Below are 17130 nucleotides of genomic sequence, written 5' to 3' on the forward strand. Positions count from 1 at the left end.
AAAAAACCTTTCGTGTTCATATTTTCAAGTCGATTTCAACCATAATTATAAAGGTATAAAAATATAGCATTATATTTTTATACCTTTATATCAAACTAAAACCTATTTGGAACCGTCAGATTAACAGTCTGTAAATGTTTTTCCACACGTTCATTGCCTTTTTCCCAATACCCTTTATCCAGTTCAAATCCAATGTAATTACGATTTGTATTAATGCATGCAATAGCAGTTGTAAAGCTACCCATGCAGTTGTCTAGTACAATATCTCCTTCTTTTGTATAAGTCTTAATTAAGTATTCAAATAACGCTACAGGCTTTTGTGTAGGATGAAATGTCTTGCTATCACGTGGAAAATTAATTACTGACTTAGGATAATTCGTATACTTAGTCACATGTACCTTGTTCAACGATTCGTTATTTCTTTTTCCGAAAATCTTTAACTTTCTAGATGTACTTTTGCGATAAATCGGTTTTTCTAGTTTTATTAAATCTTGCGGATAATATTTAGGTAACTTTTTATAAAACACCAGTACATTTTCATGATTTTTTAGCGGCATTCTGTTTGCATTTGGAAAACCAGTCGTATGGTTTCCTTTCTTCCAGATCCATTCATATCGAAATAACTTCATGTTAGAAGCAATCAACTTTGTTGTAAATGGTTGGCTTGCTGTTAAAAGAATAGCACCGTTGTCTTTTATGATGCGTTCGTATTGTTCCCACAATGGTTCAAATGGAATAATTTCATCCCATTTACATGCGGTAGTCCCATAAGGCAAGTCACACAAAATCATATCAATTGATTTATCCTCAATCATTTTCATTCCTTCTAAACAATCCATATTAAACACTTGATTCAACATATACATAATCTTCCTTTTCTCAAAAATAAAAAGGCTGCAAACTAGTATCTTTTACTAACTTGCAGCCTTCGATTTTTTCGTTTCAGCTAACCTGAATGTTTTTGTTTCTTGCATCATACTACTTCTACTTTTGACATAGCACTACAACACTTCCCATAAAGGGAAATTCCATATTTTATTCAAAACTTTCAACTACTTTAAGCATTTTGCAATCGCATAAATAACTGGCACACTAACAGAATTGCCTGCTTGTCGATACAATTGCGTATCTGAATTCACTTGTCTTGCTCGTTCAAAAGCCCAGTCAGGAAACCCTTGAAGTCGCCACGCTTCTTTCGGTGTAATTCGTCTTATTCGATAGTCTTTTGTTACTACCGCCTGATTACAAGCAGTATCTAACGTTTGAGCAACACCTTTCCCTACCCTCCCTCTTCTAGTCTTACTTCCCGGAACAGAATAATTAACGCTATCCCCTACCACAGCTTCAGCCCCTTTTTCGTAGCTTCTTTAATACAAATCTTATAGCCTTTCACAATAACACTCTCCATTCGAATCTATTTTACTTAAGATGCTTGTTTATTCGAGATTAGAATTTTAGGTGCATCCCCACAAGTGAGAGTCGGTGACAGATTATTTGGATCATATATGTAACCACTCACCCCCCAGCCACTAGGATTTATATTCCCGACTTTTTTAATACGAGTCTCCGAGTGATTTCCGGTGATAGGAAATACTTTTCTGGTACATTTTGTTCGAGAATGTCCAATAATGAATACTCGTTCTCTGTTTTGCGGAACAGGTCTTGCTGCTGTTGAGAAGTCTTTTGTGTTAAGCAAAGACCATTCTGCATCATACCCTGCTTCATCCAAACTAATGAGAATTCTGGAAAAATCCCATCCTCCATTAACTGAAAAGAGGTTTTTAACGTTTTCAATGAACAAGTATTTAGGTTTATCTTCTTCTTTTTGGCTTTTGAGGAGGTCAATCGTTTTGTAAAATAATCCAGATCTTGCTCCTTGAAGTCCTTTGGCATTTCCTGAAGCAATACTGATGTCTTGACATGGGAAACCAAATGTCCACACGTCTGCTTTTGGTATTGTTCCTGGTCTAATGTTATTAATGTCATGTTCTGTCCATTCCCCTTTCGTATTATGTATAGCTTCATATGATTTTCTAGCAAATTTATCCCATTCAACATAACCAATACATTTATGAGACGCTTCCTCCATTCCCAACCTAAAACCACCTATACCAGCAAAAAAATCTATAAATGTTAGTGACACACAAATCCACTCCTTCTATAAATCTTGTTGGCCACAAAACGAATCAAACAAAAAAGGCTGCAAGTTAGTAACTTTTCTACTAACTTGCAGCCTTCGATTTTTTCGTTTCGGCTAACCTTAATGTTTTTGTTTCCCGCATCATAATAGGAATTGAGTTGCAATATTGTATCTGAATTTCCCCAAATCCTGAATCTGGTGGAGAAAAATACGTTGAATCCCCTTTAGAATCAATAATATATATTCCTTCTTTATTCATATTACCCCTCCATAAAAATCTCACTTAACAAAAATTCACCATATTTAGTGTTATTTTTATTAAATATTACTACATATTGATTTATGACGCAAATATTTTCAATAAATTAATATGACAATTTATAGATTTAAATAAAAATCAAAAAGAATATTTACCCTTTTATACAAAATGCGGAACAAGCAAAAAAGGTATAGCTAACAAGGAATTTAAAGAAGCTCAACAACGAAAAGCAATAGAAGGATGAGTTCATAACAAAAATCTCAGCTCAATTGAGTTGAGATTTTTGTTACTCTACACCTACCAAAACTTCCACCATAACTTTTTCTTTGCTGCCGCTATTTCTTCTTGAGCTGATACAATAGTACGTTTTGCCTCTTGAATCTCTCTAACCATCTTCATAAGATTATCGTCTCTTAGTTCTAACCTCTGTTCTATCCTTTCTTCTCGTTCCTTCCGATCTTTCATATCTTCCATTATTAATTTATTCTTTTGATCTATACGTTCCCCCAGTCTCTTTTCCATTTCTAATAGGTTTGCTTGCTGCATCTTATTAATTTCTTCTATCATAGCGCTATATTGTTGCTGAAATTGAATTTGCGTTTGATATGGTAATGAATCTGATCCCTGGGTATCTTCTTTTTTGTTATCTATTCCAAATTGTTGAACAATCAATTTTGCAGATTTCTCCAATGTCATACCATCTTCCCTACTCAACTCTACTAATTTTTCAATAAGGAGTATATCAAAATCAGTGTATTCCCTTCTCCCTCTACCATTCTTTTTCACTACATAACCTTCACGTTCCAGGACATCTGAATACTTCCTAAGCGTACTGGAACTCACTCCTAAACGTCCATAAACTTCATTAGCGGTATATAATATTTCTTCACCTGACATAGCGCTATGCACCTCCTATAATGAGAATTCCATATTAAAAAATTAATACCTCTTAGAATCTATCGACGAAGCTCATACGGTCTTTGCTGTATTTTGTCAGAACAAAAGATAAAAACACAGTTTGTATGTTACCTTTATTGGTATCTTATTATCTATACACTTATCACCTACATTTCATATTATTGTAATATTAACCCTTGATAAATTAACAAAAAGAAAGAGCCAGCTCTTATGAGTCGGCTCTTTTCATCTTTGATTCCTTTATCCATTTCTCAATTTTTTCATTCTCTTCAATTCCCCATGGATCCGCTGCACCAAAATGAACATAACCACAATTCATACAAACTTCTCTTCTCTCTTCAAAGTCATCAATCTCAATTTCCACTGATTCATCTGTATCACAAATACAGCAATGATAAGGTTCCAAATTAATCATACAAATCATCTCCTTTTCTCTTTAATGATAGCATTGAATTAGGTAGTATTTACGTCAGTTTATTTTTCTAGTGCTTCTTTCAAAAATTCCATCTCCCCTTCGCAATGATGTCGCCCAATTTTTCAATATATTGCTCCTCTGTTAACTCTTCTTCATAAAAATATCGTTCGTATGTTTCCGTTATTTTCCATGAATGGTTGTGCATCCATTTCTAAAATTGTTTTAATGCAATTTGCCATGTCTTCATGATCAGATCATTCGTCATGCAACTCTTCACCTTCGAAAATAGTTACCTGCATGTCGCTATAATCCTCAATTATAAACATAGCACCTTCCATCCAATAAGAGGTCACACGACCGAAAAAAGAAAATTGTACGTTGCGGTATTATATTTGGTGTCGTTACAATAGGAATTTAGTTTATTCCAATGATATTTCTTCTAATAGGATAGTGTGGTAGACTGTATGTAACTGCATATTGTGAGGGTGGTTTGTTATCCCTTCTTTCCAACTGGAAGGAAAGGAGGTGATAATTATGGATTTCATTGTAGAACTTTTGAAAGAAATCGCGAAAGCAATTGTGCGTGAAATATCTGCATTTGTTTTCAAAAGAAGTTTTCTTAAAGAAAACAATGAAAAAACCACTCCTCGCCGTCGCAAGCACAGGGGTGGTTTTCAAAGAAAAAAATAACTTATGATAACCGCCACCCTTGCGGTAGCAGTTACTTGAAGAGATGTATCCAGCATCTCTTCTTTTATTATATACGGAATCTAACAATATAATACTTCTAGAGTTATTATATCAAAGTTAGTAAAAAAAACAAAGTGTGTATGACATTAGAAAAAGACACCTATGAATGTCATCCTAAAAAGTCCCGTTTTCTTGTTCAATTTTAACTAACATTACTTTTCCACTTCTAGCATCTCTTTTTTAAAATAACTCTATTTGAAATACCGTGATTTCTAATACAATTCTTAATAATTCCTATATAAAATCAAATATAATTTTTTTAAAAATACAAATAGTATTTTTAATCGACACTTCAAAAGGTACACCTTTTTTAGCACCTTAAACTCTAACAAATTATGCACTTCAAAACGTCTAAAAACACAATTTTGAAGCACTAAATAATTTTAGATACCTTTTGAAGCATTTTTGTTATAATTTTATTAGAAACACTTTCGAAAGGATGTCTATTTATTTTGAATACAAGAAAATTCGGATATATAAGAGTTAGTAGCAAAGATCAAAATGAAGATCGGCAACTCGAAACAATGAAACAACTCATTAATGATGAACGGGATATTTTTATCGACAAACAAAGTGGAAGAGATTTTAATCGTGAACAATATCAACTCTTAAAACGCATGTTAAGAAAAGATGACATTCTATATATTCATTCCCTAGATCGTTTCGGCAGAAATAAGGAAGCTATTCTTGAGGAGTGGAAAGATATTACCCAAAATATTCAAGCTCATATTGTCGTATTAGATATGCCACTTTTAGATACAACTCAATATAAAGATAGTTTAGGTAATCTTATTACTGATTTGGTACTCCAGATTTTGTCCTGGCTTGCTGAAGAAGAACGAACAAAAATAAAAACTCGTCAACGTGAGGGTATTGAAGCAGCAAAGAAAAAAGGAAAGCATTTGGGCAGACCAAAAACTAAAATAACTCAGGAATTTATAGATGCATATAACGATTGGAAACATGGAAAGGTCACAGCGCTATACGCCATGAAGAAATGTAATATGACAAGTCCTACATTTTACAGAGTAGTTAAAAGATATGAGAAAGAAATAGAAAACACATGAGAAAATTTTTTTGCAAAGGGATTAACATTTAGAAAAATTGATAGTCTAGAAGGACTTCAGAATCTATCAAACAACAAGGATGTAATTGCTTTTATGTAACTAGGAGGTTGTTATACATGCAAGAAATCCAGGACACAATACAAGGGTTCTCTTCCTATTTATTAGATAAAGGAAGAAAACCTTCAACTATTAAGCGCTATATATATGATGTAGAAAGTTTTATTCAATGGCTGCATCTATCAAAAAAAATCACTAAAAACAATATTTTCGAATCACTTCATAAAAAAGATTTTGAAGCATTTTTCAAATATTTAAAAGAAGAACGGCAGTACTCTGGCAAAACTGTACACCGTATATATATTGTGTTAAATAGGTTGTACGAATACTTAGATTTACCAAGCCCCATTGAAGGAGTTATTCATATAGATCCGCCTGATCGGGCATTACGTAAAGAAGATTTCGTTTCTTTCCAGGAGGAAAAGCGCTTAAAAGAAGTCATTTCTTCTCTAGAAGGACTGACAGAAAAACAAAAATCTGTACGTCCTATGATATTGGAACGAAATATTTCTATCATTTCATTACTCCTGGACTATGGATTATCTTTACAAGATCTTGTTTCTTTGCAAATGAAACATGTTCATTTCGAAAGCAATACATTGTCTATTCCTGAAGAATCAAAAATAAATAGAACAATCTGTTTGAAAGAAGATGACAAGTTACACTTATATCAATACTACAAAACCATTCCTGAGCCTGTTCGTCCTAAATACCACAGCAATGATCCTTTATTCGTTGCTTTTGATTTTATCCGTGGGACATATCGTTGGAGCTATGAGAATGATGCGCCAAAGTTTCTTACTGAAATATCAATACAGAAAATGATTCGCTTAGAAGTAAAACGCGCTAACCTTCGAAAAGGGATTTCTGCGCAGCATTTCCGAAATACTTTTATTTTAAAAATGATCATGCAAAAAAATACTCCTGAGCAAATCATGGGACAAATCGGTTTTAAATCTCACTTATCCTTAAAAAGATATTACGATTATTACTCTATAAATAATTCAACCACGTGATGAAAAACATTATTTAATGTGTAATTTTTATATAACTACTATTTTCCATTATTTTTGGGAGAGACGAGGGATTTACATTGAGGGAAAACAAAAAAACATATTATATACACAAATATACGCTACGAGATAAAACAACTAAATCCATTAAGATTGAGCCCTGGCGTTCATTTAGAGAGGAAATGAACGTACTTAAAATAAAGGAGAGTGACATTTTTCAAATTCAAATGATAGAAATACATCCAAACAAAAAATAACATAGTGTAGCTTTATAAAAAAGTTTGATCAAAATTTCTAATTTACATTAGGATTAGTCTTTTTCTTTTGTCAAAAAAATTTTCGAACGGAAAATATAAAAAGTTTTATAATCTGTATTGAATTTAATACAGATTAGGTGTATTATAAGTGTAAGGAATTCAATACAAAACAAAGGGGATATGAAAATAATGAAAATTATGTTAAGCACTGACTCAATCGTAGAAAAATATTTAGGTATGGCTTTAGAAAATCCAAAAACACCTTTCACTTATAACGACACAACACTTGTTAACGTGAAAGATCTTTATAACTTCATCAACAAAAACTGCAAAAGTGAATTAGTTGACTTCGAAGAAGTAATCAAAGAAGTAATTGAAACAGCAATGACACAAGGCGGACCAAATTGCTCTTATGAACTAGGCTCCCACAATACAAAAAGTGGTAATACTGAAACAATCAGCTTCGAATATGACTTCGAATATGACGAAGAAGAAGACGAATCAACTAACCATACGATTACATTCTAACGAGAGGGTTCGGTCCTCTCCTTTTTTGGAGGTTAACAATGAACAAACTATATAAAGTTTATACGTCAAAAGAAGCCGCAGACAAATGGGGATTGTCAGCAAATACAGTTACACAATGGTTCAATCGTGGTAAATTTACAGATATAGAAGCTAGGAAGAGCGCTGGAACAATTCTTGTGACACATGAAGCGATGATACGTGTTACTGGAAAGAACATGGATTGATATAACGCATATTTTTAAATTAAAGTTTGATAAGAATATTTCTTATCAAACTTTTTTAAAATTATCGAACTTTATTACAAATTATCAATCTTTATTCAAAAGCTATAGCAGTTATTGTTGGTTTGTAATAAAGTTTGATTAAAACTTACTTAGAATTCTTTAATCGAAAAGAAATAAAACGATACATCTTTTTTATAAATAGTACGACTTTATTTCAAAGCTACACATAGCGCTATACTATCGTTATTACAACCAACATTTAATAAAGGAGCAACATGGCGCTATGTTGCTCCTTTATAGGATAAATTTCTAACGTTCTATATCTGTATCATACATCCACGAATAATCTATCTATAAACCTTTAATCATCCCATTTATTGATAGAAATAGGCAACCTGCCGTATATACCATAAAACCACATCTAGAGAAAGAGGTTTTTAAGCTGCCAGGCTAGGGAACATCTTTCTCGCTTTTATTTAATAATCTCGATTATGCATTTGTTGCATCATAAATTTTCTTTTTGCTTGATCTATTTCTTCAGATACATCCTCGTACTCTTTTGAGAATATTTCATCTTTCTCCTTGAATATCTTTTCGCTATTTGATTCCACAAACCTATTATACAAATTTAGTAATTTTTTGTTGTATTCTTCCTCATACATTAATCCTTCATTTCGATCATCTTCATCAAGCTCCATATCGTCCGGCATAACATTCTCTTTCCATTTAACAATTTCGTTCATAATAGGCGCTGCTTCTGCTTCTAAAATAGTACGTTCACATGTTGCAAGATCTTCTAATTCGCTTCCTTCCCCCACAAGTTCACCTTCAAAAATTGTAATTTGCATATTTTCAAAATCTTTTTCTGTATGTCCTACCATATCAACCCAATATTCTCTCAAACTTTCAAGTGCATAAGCAGTATCTTTTAAACGATAGCAACTAATTCCCTCTTCCCGAATTCCATGCTCCTCAACACCGGCAAAACTACTACAATGTTCTTTCCCTTTCCAATTCCCTTTCATATCTAATCGAATAAATTGTTCCATATCGTTCTCCTTTCTATTTTTCACTTTCTAAAATTAACTTATCATTTTTCTCTCCAACCATAATAATTAAATCTGTACGTGGCGTTGAAATTGGTATGCAATGTGCCAATTCTGGATTACTTCTTTTTAAAGAATATAATACATTTATCGCATTATATATTTCCTCTTTTAAATAACTTGTATCTTTCCTCTCCAGCTTCTCAGGTAAATTATGAATTGCTGTAGTAATATGTGAGAACCAAAAATCAATCTTATCATTTGAAATTTTCAATATTTCCAGTATAAGTTGACTGTTTGATAAGTTTCTCAATATAGTAATAGCGTCTGTTAATACAGCGTAACCAACTTTAAATAACATGTCTTCCGTTAACACTCTCAATTCTTTCTCTACTTCTGGATACTGATTCAACTCCAATATCGTATTTTCATGTTTCGATATTCCTGTACTATTTAGAAACTTCTTTTTAAGAGCTTTTATCAATTTGTCTCCCCCTTTTTAAAGCATTGACTATTACAGTTTGCTAATCCTATACCTATATTTTAAAACGAAAACAAACTTAAGTAAAATATAATTTTATACTTTTACAAAAGTATGATAATACCTGAAATACTGTAATCTGATTATTAAAATAAGGAACAACAAAACATAACACTATGCTTTGCTGTTCCCTATTTTTCAGCCTCCATTCATTTCAAGCCCTTCTTCCTTTTCCTCTTTCCCTAATACCACTTAATTAAAATCCGCTAAAGCAAAATCATAAATAACATTTGCTACGTTCTCTATATCAGCAGGTTCAGAAATATGTTGTTCTAATGCTTCCATTAACATTGGCTTTTCATCCTTAAAATCAATAGCATAATCCATTAAAAAGCTCCAATTCCATCTTGGAATTGCAATCAAGCAACTATGTTTCATCTCATGTTCACAAAAATAAACAGTTGGTGATCCATACTCTTTTAACACTTCAAGCTCAACACATTTCATTTTCAAAAACTCCCTTCATTTAATTTTCTAACTGTCCATTAATTGTTTTCCTCAAAAAAGAATGTATTATAGCCTATACTCTACAGGTGCTATATCATTATTATCACTTAATTTAATAGTAGTTGGTTTAATCCAAACGCGCTTACCGCTCTTATATTGTCTCCAATGCCCCCTCCGAGCCCACGAATTTGTATGACGCGTATACCGCTTACGTTTTGCTGTTATTTCCATTTGTTCTAAAACTTCTGAAGACAATTTATACTCAACTCGTTTGATCTTCCGACTTATTGATTTGTTCTTTTTGTTTTTATTTGTTTTATTTTTACTTACATGAATTGTTTTTTCTTTTAATGTAACAACTTTTTGTTCTTTGTAGGTTATCATGAGGTAAAAAACACGTACCAATGCATTTGTAGCAAGATTCGCAAAATTATATATTTCTTTTATCATGAGTTGCTTTTCTTGAAAAGATAAATGTTGAAATGATAGGTCCATCATTATCGTGTCTACAATATCAATTTTGCCGTTGCTATCAACCTCTACTTTCGCAATTCTCTTTTTACCAAATTCTTCAGTGAATATTTCAATAACTAGAGTATCTCGATCCTGCCAAAATGGGAAAAACACATCCGCCTCACTGTTGAACCACTTCTCAATAATTAATACTCCTTTATTCAAGGGTATATGAAGTTCCACTTCTGCAATTTCGTTCATGTAATTATTCATAAACTCTATGTTTTCGGTATTTAAAATGATGCGATCAAACTTTTCATACTTATCCGGCAACATTGTTTTCAATCCTTTCCCGTATACCTATGAATTGAGATAAATAAGCTAAAACAAAACCACAATATTTCACCCTTATCAATAAATTATTTTTTTAATGGCTAATCTCATTCTTCCACTATTGTAAGTTGGATCATCTATTCTGTGCAAAATTCAAATTTTCAAAAATGACTTATAAGCTTGATTTAAAAGATCAAGAAGTATAATTTTATCCTTCTGTTTTTTAAATTCAAACATTATTCCCTTTGAAAAATCATGCTCTATAATTCCTAAAAACGGAAAAGGAAATACAAATTGTTTGAAATCAACTTTATCTTCTTCGAAATAAACAAATTTATCTAAAGGGGGATTAACTCTTGAATAGAATGATGAACGATTAAAATAAAACTCCGCTCGTAAAGATGAAATAGGTATTGATATATATCCTGTTCCTATTTTCAACCTATAAAAATGTAAAACTAGCTTATTTACTATACCTTTTAATCTGTGAGCTTCTTCATTATTCAAGGTAATAAATAAAGTAGTTTCATTGATTTCTTTAACATTCCAATAAGATACATTTTGGACAACCAATTGGTTACACCCCACTTTTTTCTATACAATTCAAATTGTAATACAATAGCGTTTTATACTAATCTACTTAGTAATATTATTTTCTTGAGATTTACACATGTATTTTAATGAACTTGAAACTAACTTCCTTAAATATGGAATGTCATCAATAGTTATATTTATATGTCCATAAAGCATAGAAACCAATCTTGGCATAATCACCAATACTGTGACATTTAAGTCTTCGTTTCCATTCTTATACTCTTGTTCTAAATCGTCTAACGTTGTATATAAACCATGTACTCCGCTTGTTGATAGCACGCACCAATTTCGTTCGTCTGCCTCTCCATCCGGGAATATATTTTTTAATTGTTCGATGTCTTCAAGTTGTTGATTTTGATAAGTGTTGCTCATGTTGTTTTCCTCCTTTTGTAAATCGTGCAAACGTAATTTTCCAATTTATATAGATTTAAGTCAATTAACTATTTTGTTAAATTACATCCGCGCTATCAATTGCACCTATTTCCGCTTCACAATCCTCTTCCGACCAATCTTTAATCATGTCCCACGGATAATGCATTTCCATCAATGTACGTTTAAATGTACCTGGCTTCGTTTCGTTATACCCTTCATTGAACCTTGACCAATTCATATTCCATACTTCTACACCAATTGAGAAGAAGCGATCTGTTAGCTGCCACTTAATCCCTTCTCTCTTATGCTCAATAACCGCTCCATTTTCATTAATCCATTTGTCTCCTACTTCAGTAATAGCTAACATTTGTTGAGTAGTTCTCATTTCCCATCTCTCCTTTTCTATTCAAATAACGCTTTTTTTTGCAAATTAGTCATCATAGTCGGTATCATCAATTGCAATAAACTCTTTGTTGCAATTTGGACACTTTGCTACGTATTTAGGCCAATAGGTATCATCATAAAATCTAAATTGACTACCTTCTCCGCAATGAGTACATTCCCAATACCCTTGCATATATCCACTGGTTGTTTCTGGTCTATCGCAATTAACGGAATAAACTAGATAAGGCTTATCTGGACTACAAAATTCAAATTGTATTACATTTAAGGTATATCATCTTTTTTCCTTTTTTCTCAAATCATTCCATTCGTCTACCACTTCGAACAATTCATTTTTGTAAAACAACAAGAACCATACCCATGATATAAGAAAACTTCGAACTAAATTAAAATCAAATAGCCCAAAACATTTACTTAGCAAGTACATACAAGTTGTGTTCAATACAACTGTCATCATTGCTTTTGCCCACAAGTCAAAGGTCTTCGTTTCAAAGAAATTCATTTCCATCTCCTTTTCTCCACAAAATTCAAATTGTAATATAATAACGATTTGGTTAAAAAACTACCTACTGAGTTATCCTTTTACTTCGAGGTTCATATTTTCTTCTTTCCTTTTGGTATTTACTGCGGTATTCCTCTTTTTGTTTCCGCTCATTTCGTAACTGCCTCTGTAATGCTTCCACAATAGATGGATTGTTACTACGCAATACTTTGTCTGCCTCTCGGTAAAGCGAACGAATAAACGAATCTTTCAAAACCTCTTCATCTACTACGAGTTTTTGTTTTCTTGCCCGTTTTATAAGTGTTTTACCAACATATACACCTATATGCTTAGGTATCTCGTCTTTAACTTTTTCATAAAGTTCTACCGGCATTACATAATAATTAAAATGTCCCACAAAGGTTTTATGCGCTTTACTTCTAAAATCAGACAATGATACTTTAATCTCATAACAACGCCAAATCCCCTTTGTATCATACGTCAAGTAGTCCACACGCTCTTTTCCGAACCAACCAATTGTTACTTCAAAACAACCAAATACCCCTTGATTACAAGTAGTTGCACTATATATTTGCCGTTCCATATCGACAGTAAGCTCTGTTTTAGCCATACTCAATCCCCCTTTTTTGTACAAAATTCAAATTGTAATACAATAACGCTTTTGTCAAAGTTTATTAATATATTTCCATGTTTCATCAATCTTTTGATTTTGTATGTCCACTATTTTCTTATAATTATCTAAACTCTTTTTAAAATGTATTAAATCCAGCTTTATAGAAATTATATGACCAAACAAAATACAGATAAGTATATATAAAAATAACTCCATCACTTTCACCTCACTTCCATGCTTTTTTTAGTTTTTAAATTTACAGCTCGGCGCTATAAATTTGATAATAATAAAGGTCATCAGAATGTCCGTAAGTAAAACTCAATCCTTGTTTTTCGGCTTCTTGTATTACCTCTTCTACTTCCTCGAATGAAGGAGTTAAATACTCACCATCAATTTTTACTTGTTCGATAATTTCTTGAACCTTCACGCTAAACATCCCCTTTTTGTACAAAATTCAAATTTGATTGAAATAACATTGTTATTTCTCCTCACGCACTAATTTTTTTATACTTTTCGGTGTATATATTTCCTTATCTGCTACTTGCTCCACATTGAAATAAACCCTATATATTCCATCATTTGTTTTCACTAGACATTTCAAATCTTTTTGTGTCCAATTTGGATTGTCAGCATAATTTTCACTATTTAGCTCACTTCCTTGTAAGTCAAATAATTTAACATATTTACTCTCTTTATTTAGCTCACTAGTAACTAAATTCTCTGCAATTTCTATATTTTTATAAGTGTATTTCTCTGTTATATCACTAGTTTTCTGTCCATTTGTCATTATGTCCAAGGATGCAAAAAACACTAGCAATACAAACAAAATTATCCAGCCTTTCCAATCAATATACTTAAGATCCTGCATTGCTCAATCCCCCTCTTTGTACAAAATTCAAATTGTATTAAAATATCTGTTGAAAAAGCAATGCCTCTTTATTTAAAGTTTCTTTGATAATCTCTTCTATTTTATACATTGCCTCTTCAGCCTCATTACGTTCTGAAAATGAAAAATGACCGCTTTGAAAATTAAAGTAGTTTAAATTATATAAACCAGAGTCATTACCTGTCATAACAGCCTTATATGCTTTATTTTTATAACTAACAAGTTTTATTTTAACCTTATCCTTTTGTAAATGTTTTACAATGAAGTTTTTAGATTTAATTTCAAAGGCTGGTCTATATTTTTCAACTAAATTTTGAATTCTCATTTGAAATTCTTTATTTAAATAATGAATTTCAATGTGAATCTCATATGGGTTTTCCCATGTTCTATTTGTTTTCATATCAATGTTTAACTTATAAAAAACATGCACCTTCTCACCTACTTTTCTATAAAATTTAAATATTCAATAACATCCATAAACCTATTTTATATCACCTCAAAACTCAAGTAAAGTATATTTTTACAAAATTATACTTTTGTAAAAATATAAAAGCGACATGTCGCTATGTCGCTTCCTTCCCTATATTCTATGTTAATTAATAACCCTTGTGGCTAAAAATACAAACAAGTTATATGAAATATGTGCTAATATTGGTACTTTCAAATCTTTTGTCTTCTGATAGCTCCATGCGTACAAGCAGCCATTTACAAAGTAAGGAAAGAAGAACCAATCAAAGTGAACACATGCAAATATACCATTGGCAATTATAATGGCCGCTATTCGATTTATTCGGTCAAATAAACTTTCTAACCCTATAGGCAATACCTTTCTAAAGATCCATTCCTCTATAATAGGAGCAACAATTAATGGGACCACTATATACCAAAGATTCAATTCCACTTTTTGATTAACATGAGCTGCATTACCTGTTCCAATTGATAAACTCATCTTTATATAGGAAAAAAGCAAGCTGGATAGAATAGCAAATCCAGCCGCTAACAGTACCCACTTTCCTTTTTGTAAACTCGCATTCATATTCACTTTTTTCTTCTCCCCTTACCTGTTATCATTTCTACTTATTTCGCTCGAATTCTATATCAAATTTACCTGCTGCATTTAATTTTAGATAACCATTAAACTCTTTTTCCGTTTTACCTTTCATTCCTTTAATAAGTCCTGTTTTCTTACCATTTAATAGTTTTCTAGCATTTGCTTCACTTATTTTCTTCCCTAAGAATTCACCTGGAATAGAAAACTTACAGCCTTCTTTATATCCAGTGCATCCATAAAATGTCTTACGATGAACAATCTCTTTTCCACATTTCGGACATTTACCTACTACATCTTTCGCGTTCATCTCTTGAATCTTGTTATCAATCTGTAACTGTTCTATAAACTTTGTAGCATTTTCAATTAAATCCATTGTAAATTTACCTGTTTGTTTAATGAATACATCTTTAGAACCTTGTTTCTTTCCGATTTTACGCAAATATCCTTCCCATTTCGCGGTCATTTCAGGTTTTGCAAGTAACGTGCCCTGGACAGATTGACAAAGAATTTCTCCTTTTGTTGTGACGCTCACTTTATTCCGCTTCACTTCTATATACGCTTGTTTTTTCAATGTTTCTATAATTCCACTACGTGTGGCTTCCGTGCCCAGCCCTTCTACTTCTTTAAGAATATCCTTACTTTCTTCATCTTCTACTGTAGCACCACATGTTTTCATTAGGGTAATTAATTGGCCTTCAGTATATGGCTTAGGTGGTGTTGTCACACCTTCTTTCGCTTTTAATAATCCCTGGACTAATTCTCCTTCTTTGACTACAGGTAAGATAGATTCCTGTTCCTGTTCCTCTTTTTCTTCATCTTCAACTTTGTCTGTTGCAAAAAGTTCTTTCCAACCTAATTTCTTTTCTGCCCTCCCTTTTGTAGTAAAGAGCAGGCCGTTTAGATCAGTTGTTATAAGTGTTTCCTCATATTCATAAGGTTGATGGAACATACATAATACACTTTTTAACACTTCCATATACAAGTTGCGTTGTTTCTCTGGTAATTGCTCTATTTTTTCTTTAGAAGGGACATTTTTGGTTACCACAATAGCATAATGTTCCTGTACCTTTTGATTATCAACAAAGCGTTTATTAGGTTCTAATGAACGCGGTTGAAAAGTAACACCTACAATTGATTGATATCCATCTAAATTTTTCTTTAAGTATTCAAATTCAGCTTCAGTTATATAAGAACAATCGGTACGAGGATACGTCACCAATTTCGCTTCATACAACTCCTGAATCCCTTTCAAAACATCAGCTGGAGAATACTTATATTTTTTGTTGGCCAATGCTTGTAACGATGAAAGAGAAAACAGCTTTGGTGCTTCTTGTTTTTTAGGTTTTACTTCTACAGATTTAATCGCACCTTGTTTATTTACATTTTCAGCAAGTTGATGTTGCTGCAGCAAGATAACCAATTCATCTTTTGTTGTAAATCTATCTTTATATCGACCTTTGTACACTCCATTCATAGAAGTAAATTGCGCCTCTAATTCAAAGAAAGGTGTTGGTTTAAAATTTTTAATATCCTGCTGACGCTTATTAATTAAGCATAAAACAGGCGTTTGCACCCGACCTACACTATAAACGCCCTGAACGCCCTTCTGACGCAATAAAAGTGTATACAAGCGGCTAGCATTCATCCCAATAATCCAATCGCTGACTTGACGTGCTTGCGCTTCAGCGAACATACTTTCAAAATCTTCTCCTGGCTTTAAGTTTTGGAAACCTTTTTTAATTTCATCTGTTTCTAAGCTATTGATCCATAAGCGATTAATTTTTTTATTTGTACACCCTGCTTGTTGAATGATTAACCTCGCTATTGCTTCTCCCTCGCGATCTATATCGGTAGCGATTGTCAGCGTATCAGCTTCTTGCATTAACCTTTTTACAATATTAAACTGTTTCTTTTTATCAGCTGATACCTTATACCCATATCGATCCGGTAAAATAGGTAATTTTGATAAATCCCAATTCTTCCACTCTTCTTTATAGTCTTCAGGGGAATTTAATTCCACTAAATGACCAATCGCCCAAGTAATGTTTCCTCCAGTTGGTAATAAAGAACATGGTGGAACATAATAGTATCCATCTTTCTTTTGAACATTTGGGAATGCTTCAGAATAGGCTTTTGCTTGTGGTGGTTTTTCTGCTAAGATTAATACGTAACTCATTTATAATTCAGTCTCCTTTATCCTATATTTTATATGGTATAAGTCTTGTTCGACTTTTTATAAAGTCGAAGTAGCTTTTTAATTTT

At 32.3% G+C, this 17130-nt stretch carries 24 protein-coding genes and 1 pseudogene; 5 read left to right on the forward strand and 20 right to left on the reverse strand.

Annotation, left to right across the window (positions count from 1 at the left end):
- Nucleotides 1–95: 95 nt before the first annotated feature.
- The 6 genes and pseudogenes from MR058_RS19145 to MR058_RS19170 all read right to left on the reverse strand — a co-directional run bounded on the left by MR058_RS19145 (nt 96) and on the right by MR058_RS19170 (nt 3732).
- Entirely contained in the window at nt 96–860 is a 765-nt protein-coding gene (locus MR058_RS19145; protein ID WP_094374149.1) for a DNA-methyltransferase, read from the reverse strand.
- Between the two features lie 192 nt (nt 861–1052).
- Nucleotides 1053–1393: pseudogene (locus tag MR058_RS19150) on the reverse strand (DNA cytosine methyltransferase).
- Between the two features lie 30 nt (nt 1394–1423).
- A complete protein-coding gene (locus MR058_RS19155) occupies nt 1424–2143 on the reverse strand; it encodes a DNA cytosine methyltransferase (RefSeq protein WP_094374152.1) in 720 nt (239 codons plus the stop codon).
- Between the two features lie 79 nt (nt 2144–2222).
- The gene (locus MR058_RS19160) at nt 2223–2399 is read right to left on the reverse strand and encodes a hypothetical protein (protein WP_204082015.1); all 177 of its coding nucleotides are present in this window, start codon (nt 2397–2399) and stop codon (nt 2223–2225) included.
- Nucleotides 2400–2696: 297 nt separating this feature from the next.
- The gene (locus tag MR058_RS19165) at nt 2697–3296 is read right to left on the reverse strand and encodes a DUF3967 domain-containing protein (RefSeq protein ID WP_094374154.1); all 600 of its coding nucleotides are present in this window, start codon (nt 3294–3296) and stop codon (nt 2697–2699) included.
- 229 nt (nt 3297–3525) lie between these two features.
- The gene (locus tag MR058_RS19170; RefSeq protein ID WP_094374156.1) at nt 3526–3732 is read right to left on the reverse strand and encodes a hypothetical protein; all 207 of its coding nucleotides are present in this window, start codon (nt 3730–3732) and stop codon (nt 3526–3528) included.
- Nucleotides 3733–4266: 534 nt separating this feature from the next.
- On the opposite strand from MR058_RS19170, the gene MR058_RS19175 reads away from it, so the two are divergent.
- The 5 genes from MR058_RS19175 (at nt 4267) to MR058_RS19195 (ending at nt 7628) form a co-directional block, all read left to right on the forward strand.
- On the forward strand, nt 4267–4422 hold the full coding sequence (locus MR058_RS19175) for a hypothetical protein (protein ID WP_204082016.1): 156 nt from the start codon (nt 4267–4269) through the stop codon (nt 4420–4422).
- 512 nt (nt 4423–4934) lie between these two features.
- Nucleotides 4935–5549, forward strand: a complete 615-nt coding sequence (locus MR058_RS19180) for a recombinase family protein (RefSeq protein WP_094374158.1) — start codon at nt 4935–4937, stop codon at nt 5547–5549.
- 116 nt (nt 5550–5665) lie between these two features.
- Nucleotides 5666–6622 carry a tyrosine-type recombinase/integrase gene (locus MR058_RS19185; RefSeq protein ID WP_094374160.1) on the forward strand — a complete coding sequence of 319 codons (957 nt, stop codon included), beginning with the start codon at nt 5666–5668 and terminating at the stop codon, nt 6620–6622.
- 434 nt (nt 6623–7056) lie between these two features.
- Nucleotides 7057–7404, forward strand: coding sequence for a hypothetical protein (locus tag MR058_RS19190; RefSeq protein ID WP_242145430.1), 348 nt, complete (start codon nt 7057–7059; stop codon nt 7402–7404).
- A 38-nt stretch (nt 7405–7442) separates the two neighbouring features.
- On the forward strand, nt 7443–7628 hold the full coding sequence (locus tag MR058_RS19195; RefSeq protein WP_094374164.1) for a helix-turn-helix domain-containing protein: 186 nt from the start codon (nt 7443–7445) through the stop codon (nt 7626–7628).
- 476 nt (nt 7629–8104) lie between these two features.
- Here MR058_RS19195 and MR058_RS19200 read toward each other — a convergent pair whose 3' ends face one another.
- The 14 genes from MR058_RS19200 to MR058_RS19265 form a co-directional block, all read right to left on the reverse strand.
- Nucleotides 8105–8677 (reverse strand): hypothetical protein, encoded by a 573-nt coding sequence (locus tag MR058_RS19200; RefSeq protein WP_094374166.1) that lies wholly within the window; start codon nt 8675–8677, stop codon nt 8105–8107.
- Nucleotides 8678–8690: 13 nt separating this feature from the next.
- The gene (locus MR058_RS19205; protein ID WP_094374168.1) at nt 8691–9158 is read right to left on the reverse strand and encodes a hypothetical protein; all 468 of its coding nucleotides are present in this window, start codon (nt 9156–9158) and stop codon (nt 8691–8693) included.
- Between the two features lie 249 nt (nt 9159–9407).
- A complete protein-coding gene (locus MR058_RS19210) occupies nt 9408–9662 on the reverse strand; it encodes a YueH family protein (RefSeq protein WP_094374170.1) in 255 nt (84 codons plus the stop codon).
- A gap of 66 nt (nt 9663–9728) precedes the next feature.
- Complete coding sequence (locus tag MR058_RS19215; protein WP_094374172.1) at nt 9729–10451, reverse strand: AcrVA2 family anti-CRISPR protein; 723 nt, start codon at nt 10449–10451, stop codon at nt 9729–9731.
- Nucleotides 10452–10601: 150 nt separating this feature from the next.
- Nucleotides 10602–11021 carry a hypothetical protein gene (locus tag MR058_RS19220; protein ID WP_094374173.1) on the reverse strand — a complete coding sequence of 140 codons (420 nt, stop codon included), beginning with the start codon at nt 11019–11021 and terminating at the stop codon, nt 10602–10604.
- Between the two features lie 63 nt (nt 11022–11084).
- The gene (locus MR058_RS19225) at nt 11085–11414 is read right to left on the reverse strand and encodes a hypothetical protein (RefSeq protein ID WP_094374175.1); all 330 of its coding nucleotides are present in this window, start codon (nt 11412–11414) and stop codon (nt 11085–11087) included.
- A 76-nt stretch (nt 11415–11490) separates the two neighbouring features.
- A complete protein-coding gene (locus MR058_RS19230; RefSeq protein ID WP_239431068.1) occupies nt 11491–11799 on the reverse strand; it encodes a hypothetical protein in 309 nt (102 codons plus the stop codon).
- 291 nt (nt 11800–12090) lie between these two features.
- Entirely contained in the window at nt 12091–12324 is a 234-nt protein-coding gene (locus MR058_RS19235) for a hypothetical protein (protein WP_094398206.1), read from the reverse strand.
- A gap of 58 nt (nt 12325–12382) precedes the next feature.
- A complete protein-coding gene (locus tag MR058_RS19240; RefSeq protein ID WP_094396517.1) occupies nt 12383–12928 on the reverse strand; it encodes a BAR domain-containing protein in 546 nt (181 codons plus the stop codon).
- 259 nt (nt 12929–13187) lie between these two features.
- Nucleotides 13188–13358, reverse strand: coding sequence for a hypothetical protein (locus MR058_RS19245; RefSeq protein WP_162533121.1), 171 nt, complete (start codon nt 13356–13358; stop codon nt 13188–13190).
- A 51-nt stretch (nt 13359–13409) separates the two neighbouring features.
- A complete protein-coding gene (locus MR058_RS19250) occupies nt 13410–13799 on the reverse strand; it encodes a hypothetical protein (RefSeq protein WP_094396516.1) in 390 nt (129 codons plus the stop codon).
- Between the two features lie 37 nt (nt 13800–13836).
- Complete coding sequence (locus MR058_RS19255) at nt 13837–14217, reverse strand: hypothetical protein (protein ID WP_094396521.1); 381 nt, start codon at nt 14215–14217, stop codon at nt 13837–13839.
- 192 nt (nt 14218–14409) lie between these two features.
- A complete protein-coding gene (locus MR058_RS19260) occupies nt 14410–14853 on the reverse strand; it encodes a CPBP family intramembrane glutamic endopeptidase (protein WP_094396520.1) in 444 nt (147 codons plus the stop codon).
- Nucleotides 14854–14890: 37 nt separating this feature from the next.
- Nucleotides 14891–17044 (reverse strand): type IA DNA topoisomerase, encoded by a 2154-nt coding sequence (locus MR058_RS19265; protein WP_094396515.1) that lies wholly within the window; start codon nt 17042–17044, stop codon nt 14891–14893.
- Nucleotides 17045–17130 lie beyond the last annotated feature (86 nt).

The organism is Bacillus cereus group sp. BfR-BA-01430 (assembly GCF_022663115.1).
Classification (GTDB): Bacteria; Bacillota; Bacilli; order Bacillales; family Bacillaceae_G; genus Bacillus_A; species Bacillus_A cereus_BD.

What these genes read in the sequence shown, in the direction of transcription:
- MR058_RS19225 (WP_094374175.1), bottom strand. Translation starts at nt 11,414, where the DNA reads ATGAGCAACACTTATCAAAATCAACAACTTGAAGACATCGAACAATTA.
- MR058_RS19210 (WP_094374170.1), bottom strand. Translation starts at nt 9,662, where the DNA reads ATGAAATGTGTTGAGCTTGAAGTGTTAAAAGAGTATGGATCACCAACT.
- MR058_RS19235 (WP_094398206.1), bottom strand. Translation starts at nt 12,324, where the DNA reads ATGGAAATGAATTTCTTTGAAACGAAGACCTTTGACTTGTGGGCAAAA.
- MR058_RS19190 (WP_242145430.1), top strand. Translation starts at nt 7,057, where the DNA reads ATGAAAATAATGAAAATTATGTTAAGCACTGACTCAATCGTAGAAAAA.
- MR058_RS19265 (WP_094396515.1), bottom strand. Translation starts at nt 17,044, where the DNA reads ATGAGTTACGTATTAATCTTAGCAGAAAAACCACCACAAGCAAAAGCC.
- MR058_RS19195 (WP_094374164.1), top strand. Translation starts at nt 7,443, where the DNA reads ATGAACAAACTATATAAAGTTTATACGTCAAAAGAAGCCGCAGACAAA.
- MR058_RS19165 (WP_094374154.1), bottom strand. Translation starts at nt 3,296, where the DNA reads ATGTCAGGTGAAGAAATATTATATACCGCTAATGAAGTTTATGGACGT.
- MR058_RS19160 (WP_204082015.1), bottom strand. Translation starts at nt 2,399, where the DNA reads ATGAATAAAGAAGGAATATATATTATTGATTCTAAAGGGGATTCAACG.
- MR058_RS19240 (WP_094396517.1), bottom strand. Translation starts at nt 12,928, where the DNA reads ATGGCTAAAACAGAGCTTACTGTCGATATGGAACGGCAAATATATAGT.
- MR058_RS19230 (WP_239431068.1), bottom strand. Translation starts at nt 11,799, where the DNA reads ATGAGAACTACTCAACAAATGTTAGCTATTACTGAAGTAGGAGACAAA.
- MR058_RS19255 (WP_094396521.1), bottom strand. Translation starts at nt 14,217, where the DNA reads ATGAAAACAAATAGAACATGGGAAAACCCATATGAGATTCACATTGAA.
- MR058_RS19170 (WP_094374156.1), bottom strand. Translation starts at nt 3,732, where the DNA reads ATGATTAATTTGGAACCTTATCATTGCTGTATTTGTGATACAGATGAA.
- MR058_RS19175 (WP_204082016.1), top strand. Translation starts at nt 4,267, where the DNA reads ATGGATTTCATTGTAGAACTTTTGAAAGAAATCGCGAAAGCAATTGTG.
- MR058_RS19200 (WP_094374166.1), bottom strand. Translation starts at nt 8,677, where the DNA reads ATGGAACAATTTATTCGATTAGATATGAAAGGGAATTGGAAAGGGAAA.
- MR058_RS19260 (WP_094396520.1), bottom strand. Translation starts at nt 14,853, where the DNA reads ATGAATGCGAGTTTACAAAAAGGAAAGTGGGTACTGTTAGCGGCTGGA.
- MR058_RS19145 (WP_094374149.1), bottom strand. Translation starts at nt 860, where the DNA reads ATGTTGAATCAAGTGTTTAATATGGATTGTTTAGAAGGAATGAAAATG.
- MR058_RS19185 (WP_094374160.1), top strand. Translation starts at nt 5,666, where the DNA reads ATGCAAGAAATCCAGGACACAATACAAGGGTTCTCTTCCTATTTATTA.
- MR058_RS19215 (WP_094374172.1), bottom strand. Translation starts at nt 10,451, where the DNA reads ATGTTGCCGGATAAGTATGAAAAGTTTGATCGCATCATTTTAAATACC.
- MR058_RS19250 (WP_094396516.1), bottom strand. Translation starts at nt 13,799, where the DNA reads ATGCAGGATCTTAAGTATATTGATTGGAAAGGCTGGATAATTTTGTTT.